Source organism: Mycobacterium sp. TKK-01-0059 (assembly GCF_000709305.1).
Classification (GTDB): Bacteria; Actinomycetota; Actinomycetes; order Mycobacteriales; family Mycobacteriaceae; genus Mycobacterium; species Mycobacterium intracellulare.
In genome coordinates this window covers 532,822-552,839 of sequence record NZ_KL446993.1, presented here as the reverse complement: position 1 = coordinate 552,839, position 20,018 = coordinate 532,822, and the positions used below count along the sequence as shown (strand labels likewise).

Here is a 20,018-nt window from a genome sequence, read left to right as displayed (position 1 = left end):
AACCGCATTTCCGCGGTTTGCAGGGCGAAATCGTGAAGCGGACCGGTTACGGCGCGACCGTCAGCCAGTCCTTGAATCCCGACGGGTCGTGGCGGCCCAGCGCGCCGTGCTCGTAGAGGCCCCAGCCCTCCACCGGTGGCTTGTCGCCGTCGCGGCACAGCGCCCGGCCGACATGGTCGATCACGCCGAACCCCGCGCGCGCGACGATCGCCGGGTCGGTCATGTCGTAGGTCAGCCGCTCGGCGAACTTCTCGCCCTTCCACATGCCGTGTATCCAGTCGGAATCGCCGCCGTAGCCACCGCCGACGTGAATGGGGACCGGCAGCTTGGACTCCACGTCGAAGTGGACCTCGGTGCCGTCGGGGGAGGTGGCCTCGATGGTCGCGCCGGTCGGGATGCGGGTGCCCGAGCGGTAGTGGATCTTGACCCGCGGCCAGCCGAGCTGCTCGACGCGGCCGTCGCGCCAGATCCGGGTGCAGTCGTTGAGCGAACGGAACCCGTTGGGCTCCTCCTGAATGATCAGGACGATCGCGAAATCGTCGAAGGCCATGGGCACATAGAGCCACCACATGCCCTCGAACGGCGGGTCGGCGGGCCGGCCGGCGGGCTCGGCCTCGCCGATCGGGCGGATGCCCCAGGACCGGTCGCGGCTGCCCAGCCAGGTGTTGGGGTCGACGGTTATTTCCTCCCCGTCGATGACGATGCGGCCACTCCAGCTGCCGAGTTGCGCGAAACGCTGGGCGTCCAGCGTCACCCGGTTGCCCGAACGCAGGATGTGCGGCTGTTCCTGGACGACGTCGAACAGCCCCTTCCAGGTGAGATCGGCTGCGATGCCTTCGGTTTCGTCGAGCACGATGCGCAGCTGGTGCAGCGGTTCGATGACCTCGACGCGATAGCCGTTGACGTGCTGGTTGAGCCGGTCCTGATCGATGGCGTCCGAGACGTGCACGGCGGTCTGGGTGTCCCCCCGCCTGACGAGCAGGAACGCGTCCTTGACCCCGAGGTTGGGGTAGTAGCCGATGCCGCTGATGACGAAGATGTTCCCGGTGCGGTCGTGGGCGTTGAAGTAGGAGCGGTCGTAGAAGTTGCGGTCCGAGGAGCCCGGCCACGCGATCGGCTGGGGGATCTGATGTACCGGGTATTCGTCGAGCGGTCCGAGCATTACTGGTCCTCTCCGATCAAACGTCGCATCAATCCGGCGTGGTAGAACAGCGATTCGACATCGTCGGGCTTTTCGGTCTCCCCGAAGTGCACGCGCCGCGCGCCGGTGCGCATGAACACGCACGCCCACATGACGCCCGAGTACACGTAAAACCAGTGCAGGTCGCCGACTTCGACGCCGGCCAGGCGCGCGTAGGTCGCGCGCACGTCGTCCTCGCGCATCACCTCCGGCAACCCAGGCAGCGTCGCCAGGCCGGCGAGTTCTTGAAAGACCATGTGCGCGAATATCATCCACGCCACATCCAGTTCGCGCGGGCCCAGCGTCACCATTTCCCAGTCCAGCACCGCCACCGGCGCGAAGTCTTTGTACAACACGTTGCCGACGCGCGCGTCGCCCCACAGCAGCACCGGCTCGGCGGCGGCCGTCTCGGCCGGCCAGTTGGCCTCCAGCCAGTCGAAGGTGCGTTCCAAAAGCGGCGACCGCCCGATGTCGGGCACGGCGAAGTCATACCAGGACCGCACCCAATTGAAGTGCTTGCGCAGCGCGGTGTCCCCGATTTGTCCCTCGGTGAGGAAGCCAAAGGTGTTCTGCGCGTCGGGAATCGAGTGCAGCGAAGCCAAGACGCCGACGGTGGCGTCTTGCAGTTCGCGTTGCCGCTCGGTGGGCGCGTCGGCGAACCAGTTGCCACCGAACGTGTAGGGCATGACGTCGGGCGGCACCTCCCCGTCGACGTAGTCCATCACGAAGAACGGTGTGCCCAGGACGTCGCCGGTGTTCTCCAGCCACCGCACCCGGGGCACGGGCACGTCGGTGAGTTCGCCGACCTTGCGGATGACGTCGAATTGGTGGTCGAGCCGGTAGGTCGGGAAGACCTGCACGTCCTCGGCGGTGGGCGCCACCCGCGCCACCAGCTTTTGCTCGGTCGGTTGCCCGTCTTGCTGCCAGCGGACGGTCAAGATGATGGTCTCCGACGACATGCCCGTCGAATCCACGCCGCTTTCGACGGTCACCTCGGGTTTTGCGCCGTCGGGCAGTACGGTGGAGAGCCAGCGCGACATCACCGTCGGCAACGTGGTGACGTCGCGGCTGGAGCGCTGCAGCCGGTCGACGTTGTCGACTGCCGGTTCAGTGGCCACGGGAGTGCCTCCATCCTTTGAGACTTTTTCGCGGCAATTACGATACGGTAGGTAGCGTTATGAAAGCAGACCCGTCCGGCCTTGACAAGGCCCCCGGCGCCGGCCGCCCGCGCGATCCGCGTATCGACTCGGCCATCCTATCGGCGACCGCGGAACTGCTTGTCCAAACGGGCTATTCAAACATCAGTCTGGCCGCGGTGGCCGAGCGCGCCGGCACCACGAAGTCGGCGCTGTACCGGCGGTGGTCGAGCAAGGCCGAACTGGTGCACGAGGCGGCCTTCCCCGTGGCCCCCACCGCGCTGGAGGCGCCGGCCGGGGATATCGCCGCCGACACGCGGATGATGATCGAGGCCGCCCGCGACGTGTTCACCACCCCGGTGGTTCGCGCCGCGCTGCCCGGCCTGGTGGCCGACATGACGGCCGATCCCGCACTCAACGCGCGGGTGATGTCGCGATTCGTGGACTTGTTCGCCGCGGTGCGGGTGCGGCTGCGCGAGGCCGTCGACCGGGGCGAAGCCCATCCCGACGTGGATCCGGATCGCTTGATCGAGTTGATTGGGGGAGCGACGATGCTGCGGATGCTGCTGCGCCCGGAGGAAGAGCTCGACGACGCGTGGGTGGAACAGACCACGGCCATCGTCGTGCACGGCGTGCGGCGATGACGGGCCGGCTCGCCGGGCGCGCCGCGATCGTCACCGGTGCCAGCCGCGGCCTCGGTCGAGCGATCGCGTTGGCGCTGGCCGCCGAGGGCGCGGCGGTGGCGGTCGGCGGGCGCACCGAAGAGGTCTGGGATGACCGGCTGCCGGGAACGATCGGTGAGACGGTCGCCGACATCGAGGCCGCGGGCGGACGCGCCGTCGCGGTGCGGGCCGATCTGACCGACCGCGACGAGATCGCCCGGCTGGTGGACTCGGCGCGAGATGCGTTGGGCCCGATCGCGATTCTGGTCAACAATGCGGCCTTCACCGCGCCCGGCCGCCCGCCGGCGCCCGGCGGCGAACCGCGCCCCAAGCCCGCCAAACCGCCGAGCGGCGCCGCCAAGCCCGGCTGGCCGGGGTTCGTCAGTACGCCCTTGCATGCGTATCGCCGGCATTTCGACATCGCGGTGTTCGCGGCTTACGAGCTGATGCAGTTGGTGTGCCCCGACATGATCGAGGCGGGGGGAGGGTCGATCATCAACATCACCTCGGTCGCGTCGCGGCTGCCCGGTGATGGCCCGTACGCCGACCGCAGCGGCGGTGTGCTGCCCGGGTACGGTGGGTCCAAGGCGGCGCTCGAGCATCTAACCCAATGCGCGGCATTCGATCTCACCGACCACAACATCGCGGTCAACGCGCTGTCGCCGTCCAAGCCGATCCTCACACCGGGGCTTTCCTACTACGCCCGCAACTTCGACGACACCGCGTCCGCGGATGAATTCGCTCGCGCGGCAGTGGAATTGGCGCTCGTCGACCCCGGCAAGGTCACCGGACGCACCATCGGGCACCTACAGGTGCTCGACGGCAGTTTCCGGCCGTTCGCGCTCGGCTAGACCCGGTCAATCCCCCTCGGGCGGGTCGGGATCGCCGCGGAGTAGCTCGTCGGGGTGGTGCGCGTGGTTGATGCCCGGCGGTCCGGTGCCGTCGGTCCAGCGGAGTCGCCCATTGCCGGCGACCGTGGTTCGCCATTCGCCCCGGCTCGCCGCGCGGTGGTCGGAGCCGCAGGCGAAAAACAGCTTGTCCGCGTCGGTCCGGCCCCCGTCCGCCCATTCGGGCGCATGGTGAACCTCGCAGTGATAACCGGGTTCGAGGCAATTGGGGCGGGTGCATCCGCGGTCGCGCGCGTAGCAGACGATCCGCTGATCCGCGGTCGCGATACGTTTCTGGCGGCCCAGATACAACGGGCGCCCGGTGTGTTCGTCGAACACGGCCAGATAGTGAATTGCCTTGGCCGCCATGCGAAGCAGATCCGGCATGGGCAGTCGCGAGCCACCGCCGGTGAGCGCCGGTGTAGGCGTCGGGACGGACGAGTCGACCGCGGCGCGTGCGGCCTGGTCGAGTTCGGCGAGCGTGGTGGTGGCGATCACCGTGACGGGATGGCCGCGGTGCACGCCGAGTTGGCCGGAGCCGACGGCGGATTCGAGGCCGAACTTGAGGGCGTCGTGGCGGCGCTGGGCCGGCGTGCGCTCATCGCGCGCCTCGGGCTCGCCATCCGCACTGTCGGGTTGGTGGCGGCCGGGCCGCACGGCCGCTTCGACGGCTTCGAAGTAGGCGCGGGCCTCGGGGTCCAACAGACCGGACAGCCGAGACATCCCGTCGGGCCCCTGCGGGCCGAGGTGCAGCCCGCGGCGGCGGGCCCGGTCGACGTCGTTGAAAAGACCGTCGGGATTGAGGTAGTCGGCGATCCGCCGGCCCAGTTGGGTGACAACGGCGGCGTCGACTTTGGCCGAATGCTGCACCAGCCTGCGCTCGGCGTCCGCCGCGTCGGCGGGCGAGACGCTGGCCGGTAACGTGTCCACCGCGGCACACACGGCCCGGATGTGGTCCTCTCCGACCGCGCCCGCGGATACCGCCGCCGCCAACGTCGGTAGCTCGGGCTGCAGCAGTGGCCCGGTCAGGGAACGTCGCGGCCGGATCCGGGCCGCGAGCTTGAAGCGGCGGGTGATTTCTTTGGGCGTTATACGAAGGCGCGCCCACAGCATGTCGCGCACCAAGACCACCGGCCCGGGTCCGTCCGGCGGGTCAGCGATCTCGCCGAAGATCCGGTACATCAGGCCCCGGTTGGTGCGGTGCTGGGTCTCCAGGCGTGCGGCGACCTCGACCCGAAAGACGTTGCCGACTACATCCGACGAGGTCTGGCGCAGCACGTCGTGGGCCGCGTCGATCGCGTCGAGCGCAGCCCCGATACGCTCTCGCGCCTGTTGCGCGTTCACCAAGGGACCCACGCAACCCACGCTATCGAACTACTGTTCGAATAGCGGCCCCCATGGGCCGATCTGGGGATGAACCGCCGACTGTGGATACGCCCCGGCGCCAGTCCTGGCCCTAGGGCCGCCTGACGTGCAAGTATGAGCAAAGCCAGTGCCGCAACGGCGGCAGGCAACCGGTTGAGTGGTGTGCCCATGCCTGGTATGGACAAGCCGACAGGGCGGGTCGTGGCCCTGATCGTTCTCCTACTCGTGGTCGCGGCCGCCCTGCGCGGGTATTTCCCGGCTCAGCAGCATGCGGCCCGCAGCGAGGCGGGGGGCCGGGCGGCCATGGTGTTCGTGGTCGCGATCCTAGCGGCGACGCTGGCCTTGGTCGCGATCGCGGTCGTCGCGCGGTTGCGAGACCCCCGTGCACCCGCGCCGTCCGCCGGGGCGCTGTCCGACATGCTGGGCACCGGGAGGGGCCGACCGAGCTGGCGGGTGTTGCTGATCGGCCTCGCGGTGATCGTCGCGTGGCTACTGATCGTGATGCTGCTGAGCAGGCTCCTGGCGCCCCACGGCATCGGCCCGGCTCCCTCCGCATCCGAGACCGGCGGCCAGCCGCCGTCGGGGCATGGCGGCTCGCCGCCACCACCGCAGCAGCAGCACCGGCCGCGCGACGGCTCCCAGAGCATGCTCGGCGTGCTGCTCGCCAGCACGGCCGCGATGTTGTTCGTGATCGTCGCCGGAACGGTCGCCACGGCGAGGCGAAGGCGGCACCCGATCGCACCCCGCATCGCCGACGAGCCGGCCGAAACCCCGGCGGCCGCGGCGCCGCCGCGGTCGCTGGCGCGGGCCGCCGAGCGTGGACTGGCGGAGATGACGGACCTCAGCCGCGAGCCGCGCGAGGCGATCATCGCCTGCTACGCCGCGATGGAACGCGAACTCGCGCATGTTCCCGGGGCCGTCCCCCAGGACTTCGATACCCCGTCCGAGGTGTTGGCCCGTGCGGTCGAACGCCATGCCCTGCATGCCGATAACGCCGTACAACTGGTGAACCTGTTCACCGAGGCGCGGTTCAGTCCGCACGTGATGAACGAGGGACACCGCGACGTGGCGGTGCGCGTGCTTCGATTGGTCCTCGACGAACTCCGATCGCTGAGCGTCGCATGAAAAAGACCGCGGCCCTCGGGGTTTGCCTCATCATCGCCATCGAACTGCTGACGCTGACGCAGCATGACCGCCGACTCGTGTTGGCGGCCTCCGGTATCGGGCTGGCCGTGGTACTGCTCGGCCTGCGGCGCACGCTGGGACGCGGGCCCGAGGCCGGCACCGAGCCCGAGGCCGAGGACCTCGGGGATTCGTTGCGCCGCTGGCTTTCCACCACCGAGACGACCATCCGCCGGTCGGAGGCCACCCGGGCCGACTGGGACCGGCATCTGCGCCCGATGCTGGCCCGACGGTACGAAATCGCCACGGGCCAACGGCAAGCCAAAGATCCCGCCGCCTTCCACGCGACTGGCCGAATGCTCTTCGGTGTCGAGCTGTGGGACTGGGTCAACCCCAACAACGTCATCCGCAACGGTGACCGCCAGCCGGGTCCGGGCCGGGCGGCGCTGGAAGAGATTCTGCGAAAGTTGGAGCAGGTATGACAGGGGGCGCGATCCAGACATGACGCTGCCGGCAGCAACCACGACCGCACACTGCGAGGCGATTCTCGACGAAATAGAACGCGTGGTGGTGGGCAAGCGCGCCGCGCTCAAGCTCATCCTGACCGCCGTTCTCGCGCGCGGTCACATCCTCATCGAGGACCTGCCGGGTCTGGGCAAGACGCTGATCGCGAGATCCTTTGCGGCCGCGCTGGGGCTGCAATTCACCCGTGTGCAGTTCACCCCCGACCTGCTGCCGGCGGACCTGCTCGGGTCGACGATCTACGACATGCAGTCGGGGCGCTTCGCGTTCCGGCCCGGACCGATCTTCACCAACCTGTTGCTCGCCGACGAGATCAACCGCACGCCACCGAAAACCCAGGCGGCGCTGCTGGAGGCGATGGCCGAACGACAGGTCAGCATCGACGGCGAAACACACCAGCTGTCAAGGCCTTTCATCGTGCTGGCCACCGACAACCCGATCGAGTACGAGGGCACGTATCCGCTGCCCGAGGCGCAGCTCGACCGATTCGCGATCCGGCTGGAACTGCGCTATCTCTCCGAACGCGACGAGACCTCCATGCTGCGGCGGCGCCTCGAACGCGGATCGGCCGAGCCGACGGTCAATCAGGTCGTGGACGCGCACGACCTGCTGGCGATGCGGGAATCGGTCGAGCAGGTGACGGTGCACGAAGACGTCCTGCACTACGTGGTCTCGCTGGCCAACGCGACGCGGCACCACCCGCAGGTCGCGGTCGGGGCCAGCCCGCGCGCCGAACTCGATCTGGTCCAGCTCGCCCGCGCCCGCGCGCTGCTGCTCGGCCGCGACTACGTGATCCCCGAGGACGTCAAGGCGCTCGCCACCGCGGCGGTCGCGCACCGCATCACCTTGCGCCCGGAGATGTGGGTGCGAAAGATCCAGGGCGCCGACGTCATCGGGGAGCTGCTGCACCGGCTGCCGGTGCCGCGCACCGGCGCGAGCCCGGGGGACACCGGATGAGTTCGGCGTGACGCGGGGCCGCGAGATCGAGTTTCGCTGGCGCGCATCGGGATTGACGCGCGCGGTCGCCACCTGCGCGGGATTCGCGATGTCCGCGGCCGTCATCGACGCCCGGTGGCAGCTGATCGCGTTCGCGGCGCCGCTGCTCGGCGTGCTGTGTTCGATCAGCTGGCAGCGGCCGGTGCCGGAAATTCGCGTGCACGGCGAGCCCGACGCCCAGCGATGCTTCGAAAGCGAACAGGCGCACCTGCGGGTGTGGATCAGCGGGGAAGAACAAGGGTTGTCGGCCGCCCGGCTCACGGTCCCGGACGTCGACGGGATGGAGCTCGAGATCGCCGATGCCGATGCGGGCCAGGCGAAGACGGTCGCGGCCACGGCGCAGCGCTGGGGACGGTACCGGATCGCGGCCCGCGTCGAGGTGATCGCACGCGGTGGGCTGCTCACCGGCACCGGCATTGTCGACGCCGCCGAGGTCATCGTGTTTCCGCTGACGCCGCCGCAGGCCACGCCCATCCCGCAGATCGAGTTGCTCGACCGGCTGGGCGCCCACCTGACCCGGCACGTCGGCCCCGGGGTGGAATACGCCGACATTCGTGCCTACGTGCCGGGAGACCAACTGCGCGCGGTGAATTGGCCGGTGAGCGCGCGCCGCGGCCAGCTGCACGTCACGGAGCGGTTGACCGACCGCGCGGCGGACGTGGTCGTGCTGATCGACGGGTACCGGCAGCCGGCGGGTCCGGCGACCGTAGCCACCGAACGGGTCGTCCGGGGCGCGGCGCAAGTGGTGCAAACCGCCCTGCGGCACGGTGATCGGGCCGGGATCGTCGCGCTCGGGGGCAACCGTCCGCGCTGGCTCGGCGCCGACATCGGGCAGCGCCAGTTCTATCGGGTGCTCGACACCGTGCTCGGTGCCGGTGACCGATTCGAGCGCACCACGGGCACGCTGGCGCCGCGCGCGGCGGTGCCTGCCGGGGCGATCGTCATCGCGTTTTCCACGCTGCTCGACACCGAATTCGCGCTCGCCCTCATCGATCTGCGGAGGCGGGGCCATGTCGTATTGGCCGTCGACATCCTCGACAGTTCGCCGTTCGAAGACGATCAGGATCCGTTGGTCGATCGGATGTGGGCGCTGCAGCGCTCCGCGATGTATCGCGACATGGCCACCGTCGGGGTGGACATCGTGTCGTGGCGGGGCGACAGCGGTCTCGAGCAGTCGATGGGTGTGCTGCCCGATCGCCGCCGTCGGGTGCGCGGGAGGCTGCGTGGATAGCGGTGGTGCGGGCGCGCTCGGTCGGCTGGGGTCGCCCGCGTTCGCGACCGGGTTCGGTCTGCTCATGGTCGGATCGGCGGCCGGGGGCTCGCACGGTTTCGCCGTGGCCGCGTGGGTGGCGGCCCTGGTTTCGGTGGGTGCGGGGACGGTATTCCGGTTCGCCGCAACGGTTGCCGTGCTGCTAGCGGTCGTGACGGTCACGCTGTCCGATCCGCCGGTCGTGTTCGTCGCGCTGTCCGGATTGTGCGCGGCCGCCTACCTGGTGTGCCGCCACGCGGCCGGCGCGGCCGCCCCGGTGGTGCTGAGCAGCTGGCCGACGGCCGTTGCCGCGGTGGGGTTTACGTTCGCCGGGTTGGTCGCAACGTCGTTCCCGTTGCAGTTGCCGTGGTTGCCGTTGGCCGCCCCGCTGGGTGCGCTGGTGATCTACCTGCTGGCGATCCGGCCGTTCTTGGCCTGAGCGCCGACGTCGGTCACCGTCAGTGCAGCAGGTGCGCGGCGTGATCGGCCAGGTCGAGCAGCGGCTGCGGGAAGATGCCCAACACCACGGTGACCGCGGCGCAGACCGCGATCGCGGCCTTGCTCAGGATGCCCGGCGCCACCACGTGCGGGGTGTCCTCGGTGGCTTCGGTGAAGAACATCGACACGATCACCCGCACGTAGAAGTAGGCGGCGACACCGCTGGCGACCACACCGACGATCACCAGGGGCGCGGCGCCCCCCTGGGCGGCGGCCTTGAACACGGCGAGCTTGCTGACGAATCCACTGGTCAGCGGGATGCCGGCGAACGCCAACAAGAACATCGAAAACATCACGCCCACAATGGGGGACCGCTGTCCCAGCCCCGCCCAGTGCGACAGCGCGGCATCCTCGACACCGTCGTCGTCGCGAATCAGGCCCACGATGGCGAACGCGCCCACGGTGCTGAAGCTGTAGGCGAGCAAATAGAACAACGTGGAGGAAAGCCCGGTGTGGTTGTCGGCGATGACGCCGGTGAGGATGAATCCGACGTGGGCGACCGAGGAGTAGGCCAGCATCCGCTTGACGTCGGTCTGGTTCACCGCGGTGATGGTCCCCACCACCATGGTCAGGATGGAAATCGTCCACAGCACCGGCCGCCACTGGTCATGCAGCGGCGGCAGCGCCACGTAGATCACCCGAAGCAGCGCGCCGAACGCCGCCACCTTGGTGGCCGCCGCCATGAATCCCGTGATCGGGGTGGGGGCGCCCTGGTACACGTCGGGAATCCACGAGTGGAACGGAACGGCGCCGACCTTGAACAGCAGGCCGACCGACAGCAGCGCGACACCGACCAGCGCCAGCGAGCTGTCGCCGTGGGTGGCCAGCGCATCGCGGATACCGGTCAGCAGCAGCGTGCCGGTCGCGCCGTAGAGCAGCGCCACACCGTAGAGGAAGAAGGCCGACGAAAACGCGCCCAGCAGAAAGTATTTCATGGCCGCTTCCTGCGACAGCAGGCGACGGTGGCGGGCCAGGCCGCACATCAGGTACAGCGGCAAGGACAACACTTCCAGCGCGACGAACATCGTCAGTAGGTCGTTGGACGCCGGAAAGACCATCATGCCGCCGACCGACAGCATCGCCAGCGGGAAGAGCTCCGTCTGGGCGGCTCCGGCCCGCTCGGCCTCCCGCTCCGCGTCGCTGTCGGGCACCGCCGACGCCTGCGGGGTGAACGAGTCCAGGCCTCCCGTGCCGCCGGCGCCCGTTGCGACGGAAACCTTGCTCTCCGTTTTGGTTTGGGTCCGTTCGGCGATGAAGATGACGGCCATCACCGCGACCAGCAGCACGGTGCCCTGCAGGTACAGCGTCGGACGGTCGATGGCCATGGCGCCCAGGACCGCGGCCCGCCCCGAGCTCTTGATCGAGCGGCTCACGGCGACGACGGCGACGAACGCCGCGATCAAGCCGCCGAGGGCCAGCGCCACCTGGCCGCTGTAGCGAATGCGCCTGGGCAGGAACGCTTCGGCGAGGACCCCCACCACGGCGATGCCGAACACGATGAGGGTCGGGGACAGCAGGAAGTACTGGATGCTGGGGGTGGGGAGGGTCATCGCGGTCCTTCAGCGGTCCGGGCTTGGGCCGGTCTGGGATTGCCCACCGGCACCGTCGGTTTGGGGTCGTGCTGGCCGATGGTGGTCATGGTGTTCTCGACGGCCGGATTGATGATGTCGAGGACGGGCTTGGGATAGATCCCGAGCACGAGCAGCAGCGCGATCAACGGTGCGACGACGATCAATTCGCGCGCCCTCAGGTCGCCGATCTTCTCGTTGCCGGTGGCCACCGGCCCGGTCATCACGCGCTGGTAGAGCCACAGCATGTACACGGCCGACAGCACCAGCGCGGTGACGCCGAATCCGGCGGCCAGCCAGTACCGGTTGAAAGTTCCCAGCAGGACCAGGAATTCGCTGATGAACGGGGCCAGGCCGGGCAATGACAGGGTGGCCATGGCGGAGACCAGGAAGGTGCCCGCCAAGATGGGCGCCACCTTCTGCACGCCGCCGTAGTCGGCGATCGCCCGGCTGCCGTGCCGCGAGATCAGGAAGCCGGCGATCAGGAACACCGCCGCCGTGGACAGCCCGTGATTGAGCATGTACAGCGTCGACCCGCTCTGGCCCTGGCTGGTCATCACGAAGATGCCGAGGATGATGAACCCGAAGTGCGAGATCGACGTGTAGGCGATCAGGCGCATGATGTCGGTCTGGCCGATGGCGACGATCGCCCCGTAGACCACCCCGATGACCGCCAGCACGACGATCAGCGGACGGAAATACGTTGAGGCATCGGGGAACAGCTGCAGGCAGTAGCGCAGCATGCCGAAGGTGCCGACCTTGTCCATCACGGCCATCATCAGCACCGCGGTGGCCGGGGTGGCCTCGACCGCGGCGTCGGGCAGCCAGCGGTGGAACGGCCACAGCGGGGCCTTGATCGCGAACGCGAACATGAAGCCCAGGAATAGCGCCTTGAACACCGCGGAGTCCGCCCCGTAGCGCCCGGAGGCGACGCCGGCGACGATCTCACGGAAGTCGAACGTGCCCGACCCGTGCTGCGAGGTCACCACGTACAGCCCGATCACCGCGGCCAGCATGATCAGCCCGCCGAACAGGTTGTACAGCAAGAACTTCACGGCCGCGCGTGAGCGGCCCGGCCCCCCGCCGAAGCCGCCGATCAGGAAGTACATCGGGATGAGCATGGCTTCGAAGAACACGTAGAACAGCAGCACGTCCAACGCGATCACCGAGATCAGCACCATGGATTCGATGGCCAGCGTCAGCGCGACGTAGGCGTGCACGCCTCGCGTGCGCTGGCCCGCGTCGTTCCAGCCGGCGATCTGCAGCACCGGGATCAGCACCGCGGTCAGCAGCACCAGCACCACCGCGATGCCGTCGACGCCCAGGGTGTAGCCGGCCCCGAAAGCCGGGATCCACTGGTGCTTTTCGACGAACTGATACGGGGCGCCGCCGGTCTTGAACCCGAGGGTGACGACGATCGCGACCGCCAGAGTCGCGACGCCGAACACCAGGCCCGTCCACTTGGCGAGCTGCCGCAGCCCGGGCGGCATCAGGATGATCAGCACCGCTCCGGCCAGCGGCACCAGCCACAGCACGCTGAGCCACGGAACCGAGGTCATCGGGTTCACCACAGTTTCACCGCCAGGATCAGCGCGACCACCAGCACCGCGCCCGTCAGCATCGACAGTGCGTAGTTGCGGGCGAAGCCGGTTTGCAGGCCCCGCAGCCGATTCGACGTCTGGCTCACCAGCGCCGCCAGCGCGTTGACCGAGCCGTCGACGCCCGCGTTGTCGACTTCGACAAGCGCGTGGGTCAGTTGCGCACCGGGGCGCATGAACACCTCCTCGTTGAAGGCATCGCCGTAGAAGTCCTTGCGGACGGCCGTCGTCAGGGCCGAGACCGACAGCGGGGCCACCCGGGGGATGTCCGCGCTGGCGTAAAGCCGGTAGGCGACGGCGATCCCGATGGCGACCACACCCAATGCCAGCGCGCTGCTGACCCAGACCGGGAACGCGTGGGTGACTTCTTCGTGTTTCCCGACGACCGGTTCGAGCCAGCGCGCCAAGGTGCCACCGACCGCGAGCAGGCCGCCGGAGAACACCGAGCCGATCGCCAGCAGGATCATGGGCCACGTCATCAGGCCGGGCGCCTCGTGCGGGTGGGCGCCGGGCGCCCAGCGCTTTTTACCGAAGAAGGTCATCAGCATGACGCGGGTCATGTAGAACGCGGTGACCCCCGCGCCCAGCAGCGCCGCCCCGCCCAGCACGTAACCCCGGACGCCGCCGACGGCCAGCGCCGCCTCGATGATGGCGTCCTTGGAGAAGTAGCCCGCGAAGGGCGGCACACCGATGATCGCCAGGTATCCCAGGCCGAACGTGGCGAACGTGATCGGCAGCGCGGCCCGCAGGCCGCCGTAGCGGCGCATGTCCTGCTCTTCGTCCATCGCGTGGATCACCGCGCCGGATCCCAGGAACAGCCCGGCCTTGAAGAAGCCGTGGGTGAGCAGATGCATGATCGCGAACGCGTAGCCGGCCGGGCCCAGGCCCGCGGCCAGCACCATGTAACCGATTTGGCTCATCGTCGAGGCCGCCAGCGCCCGCTTGATGTCGTCCTTGGCGCAGCCGATGAACGCCCCGAGCAGCAACGTGACGGCACCCACGACGACCACCGCCAGTTGCGCGTCGGGCGAGAGGTTGTACAGCGGGTTGGACCGCACGATCAGATACACCCCGGCGGTCACCATGGTGGCGGCGTGGATCAACGCGGACACCGGGGTGGGGCCCTCCATGGCGTCACCCAGCCAGGCCTGCAGCGGCACCTGCGCGGATTTGGCGCAGGCGCCCAGCAGCAGCAACAGTCCCATCGCGGTCAGCGCGCCCCGCCCTGCGGCCGGCGCCCCGGCGAACACCCCGGCGTACGACAGCGTGCCGAAAGTGCTGAACATCAAGAACATTCCGAGCGCCAGCCCGGCGTCGCCGACCCGGTTCATCACGAAAGCCTTCTTGGCGGCCGTGGCGGCGGTCGGCTTGTGGTACCAGAACCCGATCAGCAGGTAGGACGCCAGGCCCACCCCTTCCCAGCCGACGTAGAGCACCACGTAGTTGTCGGCGACCACGAGCAGCAGCATCGAGGCGAGGAACAGGTTGAGGTAGCCGAAAAACCGCCGGCGGTCGGGGTCTTCGGCCATGTAGGCGACCGAATAGATGTGGATCAGCGAGCCGACCCCGGAGATCAGCAACACGAAACACACCGACAGCTGGTCGATCTGGAGCCCGAGGTCGACCTGGAGCTGGCTGACCGGGATCCAGCTGAACACCTTTTGGTGGATGACGCGGTCGTCGGCGGGGCGGCCGAGCAACTCGCCCAGCAGGCTCAGGCCCAGGGCGAACGCCGCCAGCGCGGTGGCGCAGCCCAGCCAATGCCCCCAGCGGTCGGTGCGCCGCCCGCCGAACAGCAGGATGGTGGCACCCGCCAACGGCAGCGCGACCAGCAGCCAGCTGTATTGAGTCCCAATAAGATTCGTCACGTGGCGCTCTTCAGCCTTTGAGTAGGTTCGCGTCGTCGACGGACGCCGATTTGCGGGCACGGAAAATGGTCATGATGATGGCCAGGCCGATGACCACCTCGCAGGCGGCCACCACCATCGTGAAGAAAGCGATCATCTGCCCGTCCAGGTGGCCGTGCATCCGCGCGAACGTGACGAACGCGAGGTTGACGGCGTTGAGCATGAGCTCGACGCACATGAACATCACGATGGCGTTGCGGCGCAGCAACACACCGGCGGCCCCGATGGTGAACAGCAGCGCCGAAAGGTACAGGTAATTAGCGGGATTCACGACGGACCGCCTTGTGACAGACTCGAGCTTGCCTCGGGGGACGGGGTCTTCTTGCCGTCGGCGCCGCGGCTTTGCAGCATCGGCGACACCGACAGCTTCGAGTACGAGCCGTCCGGCAGCAGCGCGGCCACGTCGACGGCGTTGTGGCGGGCGTACACGCCGGGGCCGGGCAGCGGGGTGGGGTGCCCGCCGGGCCGGAATCGTTCCTGGGAGAGCTCGCGTTGCGTCTTGCGGCGTTCGAAACGCTCGCGATGCGCCAGCACCATGGCCCCGACGGCCGCGGTGATCAGCAATGCGCTGGTGAGTTCGAATGCCCACAGGTAGCGGGAAAAGATCAGCGCCGCCAGCCCTTCCACGTTGCCGGCGGCGTTCGCGGTGGTCAGCCCGGCGAAGCCGCCCGTGGCCACGTTGCCGATGGCGGCGATGAGCAGGATGCCGAACCCGACACCGGCGGCCACCGCGGCGACGCGCTGACCCCGCAGCGTCTCCCGCAGCGATTCGGCGGAGTCCACGCCGATGAGCATCAGCACGAACAGGAACAGCATCATCACCGCGCCGGTGTAGACGACGACCTGAACGACGCCCAAGAACAACGCGTCCTGGATCATGTAGAACACCGCCAGGATGATCATCGTCATGGCCAAAAACATCGCCGAGTAGACGGCGTTGACCGCCAACACCACCCCGAGCGCACCGATCACCGCCAGCGCCCCCAGTACCCAGAACGTCACCGCTTCGCCGGTGGAGGTTCGAGCGATGGTGTCGTGGGCGAAACTGGAGGCCGTCACGGACGTGACGGCGTGGCCCGCGAAACCGGTCACCGGGAGTCTCCGGCGTGCTGGTTGTCTCGCAGCCCGTGTGCGGTCACGTTGCCCAGGTAGTAGTCCTTGTCGGTGGCGCCCTCGGTCCTGGGATGCGGCGGCGCGAGCATGTCTTGCAGCAGCGGGGCCAGCAGCCGGTCCTTCTCGTAGATGAGGTCGGCGCGATTGTCGTCGGCCATCTCGTAGTCGTTGGTCATCGTCAGCGCCCGGGTCGGGCAGGCTTCGATGCACAGGCCGCAGCCGATGCAGCGCAGATAGTTGATCTGATACACCCGGCCGTAGCGTTCCCCGGGGGAGTACCTGAGTTCCTCGGTGTTGTCGGCGCCCTCGACGTAGATCGCGTCGGCCGGGCACGCCCACGCGCACAGTTCGCAGCCGATGCACTTCTCCAGGCCGTCGGGGTAGCGGTTCAGCTGGTGACGCCCGTGATAGCGGGGCATGACCGGTCCCGGCTTTTCCGGATACTCCTCGGTGACGCGCTTTTTGAACATCGATCCCAGCGTCACGCCGAATCCGGCCACGGCGTCCAAGAATTTAGCCATGTGCTTCCTCCTTGCTCGCCGCCGCCAGCGACTTCATCTCTTTCGCCGGCAGCGGCGGTGTCGGGAATACCGGTGTGGAGATCGATGCGGCCGGCAGCTTCTTCGCCTGACGCCGCAGCTGGCGCTCCAGCGCGCGAATCCCCGGCGCGCTGAACGGTTTTCGCAGCAACAGCACCAGGACCGTGGCGAACACGATGCTGCTCACCACGAGTATCGGGGTCCAGTGCTGATACCCCTGGTTGCGCAGTGTGCGGATCACCGCCGCGATCAGCACCCAGACCAGCGAGGCCGGGATCAAAAGCTTCCAGCCCAGGCCCATGAACTGGTCGTAGCGCAGCCGGGGCAGCGAGGCCCGCAGCCAGAAGTAGATGAACAAGAAGGTCCACATCTTGGCGGTGAACCACAGCACCGGCCACCACCCGGTGTTGGCGCCGGCCCACATGTTCAGCGGCCACGGCGCATGCCAGCCGCCGAAGAACAAGGCGGTGGCGAGCGAGGACACCGTCATCATGTTGACGTACTCGGCCAGCATGAACATCGCGAACTTCAGCGACGAGTACTCGGTGTGGAATCCCGCGACCAGTTCACCCTCGGCCTCGGGCAAATCGAAGGGCGCCCGGTTGGTTTCGCCGACCATCGAGATCAGGTAGATCACGAACGACGGCAGCAGCAGGAACACGTACCAGACCCGGTCCTGCGCGGCGACGATCTGTGACGTCGACATGGACCCGGCGTAGAGGAACACCGCCGCGAACGACAGTCCCATCGCCACCTCGTAGGAGATGACCTGGGCCGTGGAGCGCACCCCGCCCAGCAGTGGATAGGTGGACCCGGATGCCCAGCCGCCCAACACGATTCCGTACACCCCGATGGCCGACAGCCCCAGAATGAACAGCACCGCGACGGGGAGGTCGGTCAGTTGCAGCGGCGTCCGGTGGCCGAACACCGACACCACCGGGCCGAACGGGATGAACGCGAAGGCGGTGAACGCCGGGATCGTGGAGATGACCGGCGCCGCGAAGTAGACGAACTTGTCGACACCGCCGGGCGTGATCGTTTCCTTGAGCGCCAACTTGATTCCGTCGGCCAGGCTCTGCAGGACGCCCCAGGGTCCCGCCCGGTTCGGTCCGGGCCTGCGCTGCATCCAGCCGAGGATCTTGCGTTCGAGCAGGATCGCGACGAGCACGTTGAGCATGAGGAACACGAAGATGGCCAGCGCCTTGCCGAGCACCAGCCACCAGGTGTCGTGCCCGAAGACCGTCAAGCCGGTAGTCATGCGCTCACTCCGATCGCGACGATGCTGCCGGGGGTTGCCCCGAGCTGGCGGTACACCGCCGACGCCGACGAGTTCAGTGGGAGCCACACCACCCGGTCGGGCATGTCGGTGACGAGCAGCGGCAGGCTGATGGACCCGCGTGACGTGCTGACGGTCACCGCGTCGCCCTCGGCGGCGCCGATCTCGGCGGCCGTGTCGGCGGACAGCCGCACGACGGATTTGCGGGCCGTTCCCGCCAGATGTGGCTCACCGTCCTGCATTCGGGCGTTGTCCAGCAACATCCGCCAGCCGGCCAGCACCGCCTCACCAGCGCCGACCTCGGGTGGCTGCGGCGCCGCGACGTCCGGGCTCGCGGGGCGCTTGCCGTCCCAGTGCCGCAGCGCGGCCAGTTCTTCGCGGGCCGCGTCGACGGTGGACATGCCCAGGTAGACGCCCATCTCGTCGGCCAGCGCGTCGAGCACCTGGTGGTCGGACTGGGTGGCGTCCTGGGTGTTGCGCAGCGCGGCGTCGAAGGGCCGGAAGCGGCCCTCCCAGTTGACGAACGCGCCGGCCTTCTGTGTCGTGGACGCGACCGGGAACACCACGTCGGCGCGCTGCGTGACGGCGCTGTCCCGCATCTCGAGGCTGACCACGAAGCCGGCGCCGTCCAGCGCCGCCAGCACCGCTTCGGGGTCGGCGAAGTCGTCGGGCTCGACGCCACCCACCAGCAGCGCGCCCAGCGTCCCGTCGGTGGCGGCGGCCAGGATGCCGTCGGCGTCACGCCCACGGCCGGAGGGCAATTCGGACACGTTCCAGGCCCGCGCCACCTGCGCCCGGGCGGTCTCGTCGTCCACCGGACGGCCGCCGGGGAGCAGCCCGGGTAGCGCACCGGCCTCCAGCGCGCCCCGCTCGCCGGCGCGCCGCGGCACCCAGGCCAGGCGGGCGCCGGTGGTGTCGGCGAGCCGCGCCGCGGCGGACAATCCGCCGGGTACGGTGGCCAAGCGTTCGCCGACCATGATGACCGCGCCGGGGGTGGATAGCAGGTCACCCACCTCGCCGGTGGCCAACCCGTCCAGCGCCGTGGCTTCGGCGCCGGGCACGGTCTTGATCAGCCGGCCGGACATCTTGTCCAGCGCCCGGGTGGCGAACGGCGCCACCGCGTAGACGGGCAACCCGCGTTTGCGGGCCGCCTTGCGCAGCCGCAGGAACACGATCGGCGACTCGTCCTCGGGCTCGAACCCGGCCAGCACGACCACCGGCGCCGATTCGAGGTCGGCGTAGCTGACGGTCATCGGCCTGCCGGCGATGCGGGCCGCCAGGAAGTCGGCCTCCTCGCCCGAGCTCGGCCGGGCGCGGAAGTCGATGTCGTTGCTGTCCAGCACGATTCGCGCGAACTTGGAGTAGGCGTAGGCGTCCTCCAGGGTCGCGCGGCCGCCGACCAGCACCCCCGTGCGCCCGCGCGCCGCCTCGAGGCCCTGCGTCGCGACGGCGATCGCGTGTGACCACGAGGTCGGCTGCAGCGAGCCGCCGGCGTCGCGAATCAGGGGAGTGGTGATCACGTCGGGCTGGGTCGCGTAAGTGAACGCCCACCGGCCCTTGTCGCAGTTCCACTCCTCGTTGACTTCCGGGTCGTCGCCGGCCAGCCGGCGCAGCACCTTGCCGCGGCGGTGGTCGGTGCGCTGTGCGCACCCGGAGGCGCAGTGTTCGCAGACGCTCGGGCTGGAGACGAGATCGAACGGACGGGCCCGGAAGCGGTAGGCGGTCCCGGTCAGCGCGCCCACCGGGCAGATCTGCACCGTGTTGCCCGAGAAGTAGGAGTCGAACGGCTCGTTGGCGTAGATGCCGACCTGCTGCAGGGCGCCCCGCTCCTGCATGTCGATGAACGGGTCGCCGGCGATCTGTTCGGAGAATCGCGTGCAGCGCGCGCACAGGATGCAGCGCTCGCGGTCGAGCAGCACCTGCGAGGAGATGTTGATCGGCTTGGCGAAGGTGCGCTTCTCGTCGGTGAAGCGAGAATCGGCCCGCCCGTTGGACATTGCCTGGTTCTGCAGCGGGCATTCGCCGCCCTTGTCGCACATGGGGCAGTCGAGCGGATGGTTGATCAGCAGCAGCTCCATCACGCCGTGCTGCGCCTTGTCGGCGGCCTCGGAGGTGAGCTGGGTGCGCACGACCATGTCGTCGGTGGCCACGGTGGTGCACGAGGCCATCGGCTTGCGCTGGCCCTCGACCTCGACCAGGCACTGGCGGCACGCGCCGACCGGTTCCAGCAGGGGATGGTCGCAGAACCGCGGGATCTGGATGCCCATCAGTTCGGCGGCCCGGATCACCAGAGTTCCCTTGGGAACGCTGATTTCGATGCCGTCGATGGTCAGTGTCACCATCTCCGGCGGACGCACCTCGTCGCCGGTCTCGGTTTTGGCAAGGCTCGTCATCAGCTCG

At 68.7% G+C, this 20,018-nt stretch carries 18 protein-coding genes; 7 read left to right on the top strand and 11 right to left on the bottom strand.

Going from position 1 to position 20,018, the window contains the following annotated elements:
• Positions 1–46: 46 nt before the first annotated feature.
• Together K883_RS02860 and K883_RS02855 are read right to left on the bottom strand one after the other, a co-directional pair.
• Positions 47–1,162: an Rv3169 family protein gene (locus K883_RS02860; protein WP_008259476.1), complete on the bottom strand. Its 1,116-nt coding sequence runs from the start codon at positions 1,160–1,162 to the stop codon at positions 47–49.
• Positions 1,162–2,298: a phosphotransferase family protein gene (locus K883_RS02855; protein ID WP_008259474.1), complete on the bottom strand. Its 1,137-nt coding sequence runs from the start codon at positions 2,296–2,298 to the stop codon at positions 1,162–1,164. The genes K883_RS02860 and K883_RS02855 overlap by 1 nt, the downstream gene beginning before the upstream one ends.
• 59 nt (positions 2,299–2,357) lie before the next feature.
• Here K883_RS02855 and K883_RS02850 point away from each other — a divergent pair, with 59 nt between their 5' ends.
• Both K883_RS02850 and K883_RS02845 read left to right on the top strand, forming a co-directional pair.
• Complete coding sequence (locus tag K883_RS02850) at positions 2,358–2,960, top strand: TetR/AcrR family transcriptional regulator (protein WP_008259472.1); 603 nt, start codon at positions 2,358–2,360, stop codon at positions 2,958–2,960.
• A complete protein-coding gene (locus K883_RS02845; protein WP_036453695.1) occupies positions 2,957–3,829 on the top strand; it encodes an SDR family NAD(P)-dependent oxidoreductase in 873 nt (290 codons plus the stop codon). Before K883_RS02850 ends, K883_RS02845 begins: the two co-directional genes overlap by 4 nt.
• A gap of 6 nt (positions 3,830–3,835) precedes the next feature.
• Here the strand turns inward: K883_RS02845 and K883_RS02840 are convergent, their stop codons facing one another.
• Positions 3,836–5,221, bottom strand: a complete 1,386-nt coding sequence (locus K883_RS02840; RefSeq protein ID WP_036453692.1) for an HNH endonuclease signature motif containing protein — start codon at positions 5,219–5,221, stop codon at positions 3,836–3,838.
• Positions 5,222–5,407: 186 nt separating this feature from the next.
• Here K883_RS02840 and K883_RS02835 point away from each other — a divergent pair, with 186 nt between their 5' ends.
• The 5 genes from K883_RS02835 to K883_RS02815 are packed head-to-tail and all read left to right on the top strand — an operon-like array spanning position 5,408 to position 9,558.
• Positions 5,408–6,355 (top strand): DUF4129 domain-containing protein, encoded by a 948-nt coding sequence (locus K883_RS02835; protein ID WP_014712174.1) that lies wholly within the window; start codon positions 5,408–5,410, stop codon positions 6,353–6,355.
• Complete coding sequence (locus K883_RS02830; protein ID WP_036453691.1) at positions 6,352–6,834, top strand: hypothetical protein; 483 nt, start codon at positions 6,352–6,354, stop codon at positions 6,832–6,834. The genes K883_RS02835 and K883_RS02830 overlap by 4 nt, the downstream gene beginning before the upstream one ends.
• A 19-nt stretch (positions 6,835–6,853) precedes the next feature.
• On the top strand, positions 6,854–7,831 hold the full coding sequence (locus K883_RS02825) for an AAA family ATPase (RefSeq protein ID WP_009952989.1): 978 nt from the start codon (positions 6,854–6,856) through the stop codon (positions 7,829–7,831).
• A gap of 7 nt (positions 7,832–7,838) precedes the next feature.
• Positions 7,839–9,101: a DUF58 domain-containing protein gene (locus K883_RS02820; protein ID WP_036453688.1), complete on the top strand. Its 1,263-nt coding sequence runs from the start codon at positions 7,839–7,841 to the stop codon at positions 9,099–9,101.
• On the top strand, positions 9,094–9,558 hold the full coding sequence (locus K883_RS02815; RefSeq protein WP_014380857.1) for a hypothetical protein: 465 nt from the start codon (positions 9,094–9,096) through the stop codon (positions 9,556–9,558). Before K883_RS02820 ends, K883_RS02815 begins: the two co-directional genes overlap by 8 nt.
• A gap of 19 nt (positions 9,559–9,577) precedes the next feature.
• Here K883_RS02815 and nuoN read toward each other — a convergent pair whose 3' ends face one another.
• From nuoN to K883_RS02775, 8 genes are read right to left on the bottom strand one after another with little or no spacing between them, the layout of a single operon-like run.
• Positions 9,578–11,167, bottom strand: a complete 1,590-nt coding sequence (gene nuoN, locus K883_RS02810; RefSeq protein WP_008259460.1) for an NADH-quinone oxidoreductase subunit NuoN — start codon at positions 11,165–11,167, stop codon at positions 9,578–9,580.
• Positions 11,164–12,744: an NADH-quinone oxidoreductase subunit M gene (locus tag K883_RS02805; RefSeq protein ID WP_008259459.1), complete on the bottom strand. Its 1,581-nt coding sequence runs from the start codon at positions 12,742–12,744 to the stop codon at positions 11,164–11,166. The genes nuoN and K883_RS02805 overlap by 4 nt, the downstream gene beginning before the upstream one ends.
• Positions 12,745–12,749: 5 nt before the next feature.
• Positions 12,750–14,651, bottom strand: a complete 1,902-nt coding sequence (gene nuoL / locus K883_RS02800; protein WP_008259458.1) for an NADH-quinone oxidoreductase subunit L — start codon at positions 14,649–14,651, stop codon at positions 12,750–12,752.
• Between the two features lie 10 nt (positions 14,652–14,661).
• Positions 14,662–14,961 carry an NADH-quinone oxidoreductase subunit NuoK gene (nuoK, locus tag K883_RS02795; RefSeq protein WP_008259456.1) on the bottom strand — a complete coding sequence of 100 codons (300 nt, stop codon included), beginning with the start codon at positions 14,959–14,961 and terminating at the stop codon, positions 14,662–14,664.
• Entirely contained in the window at positions 14,958–15,782 is an 825-nt protein-coding gene (locus K883_RS02790) for an NADH-quinone oxidoreductase subunit J (protein WP_008259454.1), read from the bottom strand. The genes nuoK and K883_RS02790 overlap by 4 nt, the downstream gene beginning before the upstream one ends.
• The gene (gene nuoI / locus K883_RS02785) at positions 15,779–16,324 is read right to left on the bottom strand and encodes an NADH-quinone oxidoreductase subunit NuoI (protein ID WP_008259453.1); all 546 of its coding nucleotides are present in this window, start codon (positions 16,322–16,324) and stop codon (positions 15,779–15,781) included. The genes K883_RS02790 and nuoI overlap by 4 nt, the downstream gene beginning before the upstream one ends.
• Complete coding sequence (nuoH, locus tag K883_RS02780) at positions 16,317–17,588, bottom strand: NADH-quinone oxidoreductase subunit NuoH (RefSeq protein WP_008259451.1); 1,272 nt, start codon at positions 17,586–17,588, stop codon at positions 16,317–16,319. The genes nuoI and nuoH overlap by 8 nt, the downstream gene beginning before the upstream one ends.
• Before the next feature lie 8 nt (positions 17,589–17,596).
• Complete coding sequence (locus K883_RS02775) at positions 17,597–20,011, bottom strand: NADH-quinone oxidoreductase subunit G (RefSeq protein WP_008259449.1); 2,415 nt, start codon at positions 20,009–20,011, stop codon at positions 17,597–17,599.
• Positions 20,012–20,018 lie beyond the last annotated feature (7 nt).

Coding starts and splice junctions, on each gene's coding strand:
- K883_RS02830 (WP_036453691.1), top strand. CDS start 6,352: ATGAAAAAGACCGCGGCCCTCGGGGTTTGCCTCATCATCGCCATCGAA.
- nuoN (WP_008259460.1), bottom strand. CDS start 11,167: ATGACCCTCCCCACCCCCAGCATCCAGTACTTCCTGCTGTCCCCGACC.
- K883_RS02835 (WP_014712174.1), top strand. CDS start 5,408: ATGGACAAGCCGACAGGGCGGGTCGTGGCCCTGATCGTTCTCCTACTC.
- K883_RS02845 (WP_036453695.1), top strand. CDS start 2,957: ATGACGGGCCGGCTCGCCGGGCGCGCCGCGATCGTCACCGGTGCCAGC.
- K883_RS02825 (WP_009952989.1), top strand. CDS start 6,854: ATGACGCTGCCGGCAGCAACCACGACCGCACACTGCGAGGCGATTCTC.
- K883_RS02860 (WP_008259476.1), bottom strand. CDS start 1,162: ATGCTCGGACCGCTCGACGAATACCCGGTACATCAGATCCCCCAGCCG.
- K883_RS02775 (WP_008259449.1), bottom strand. CDS start 20,011: ATGACGAGCCTTGCCAAAACCGAGACCGGCGACGAGGTGCGTCCGCCG.
- K883_RS02850 (WP_008259472.1), top strand. CDS start 2,358: ATGAAAGCAGACCCGTCCGGCCTTGACAAGGCCCCCGGCGCCGGCCGC.
- K883_RS02805 (WP_008259459.1), bottom strand. CDS start 12,744: ATGACCTCGGTTCCGTGGCTCAGCGTGCTGTGGCTGGTGCCGCTGGCC.
- nuoI (WP_008259453.1), bottom strand. CDS start 16,324: ATGGCTAAATTCTTGGACGCCGTGGCCGGATTCGGCGTGACGCTGGGA.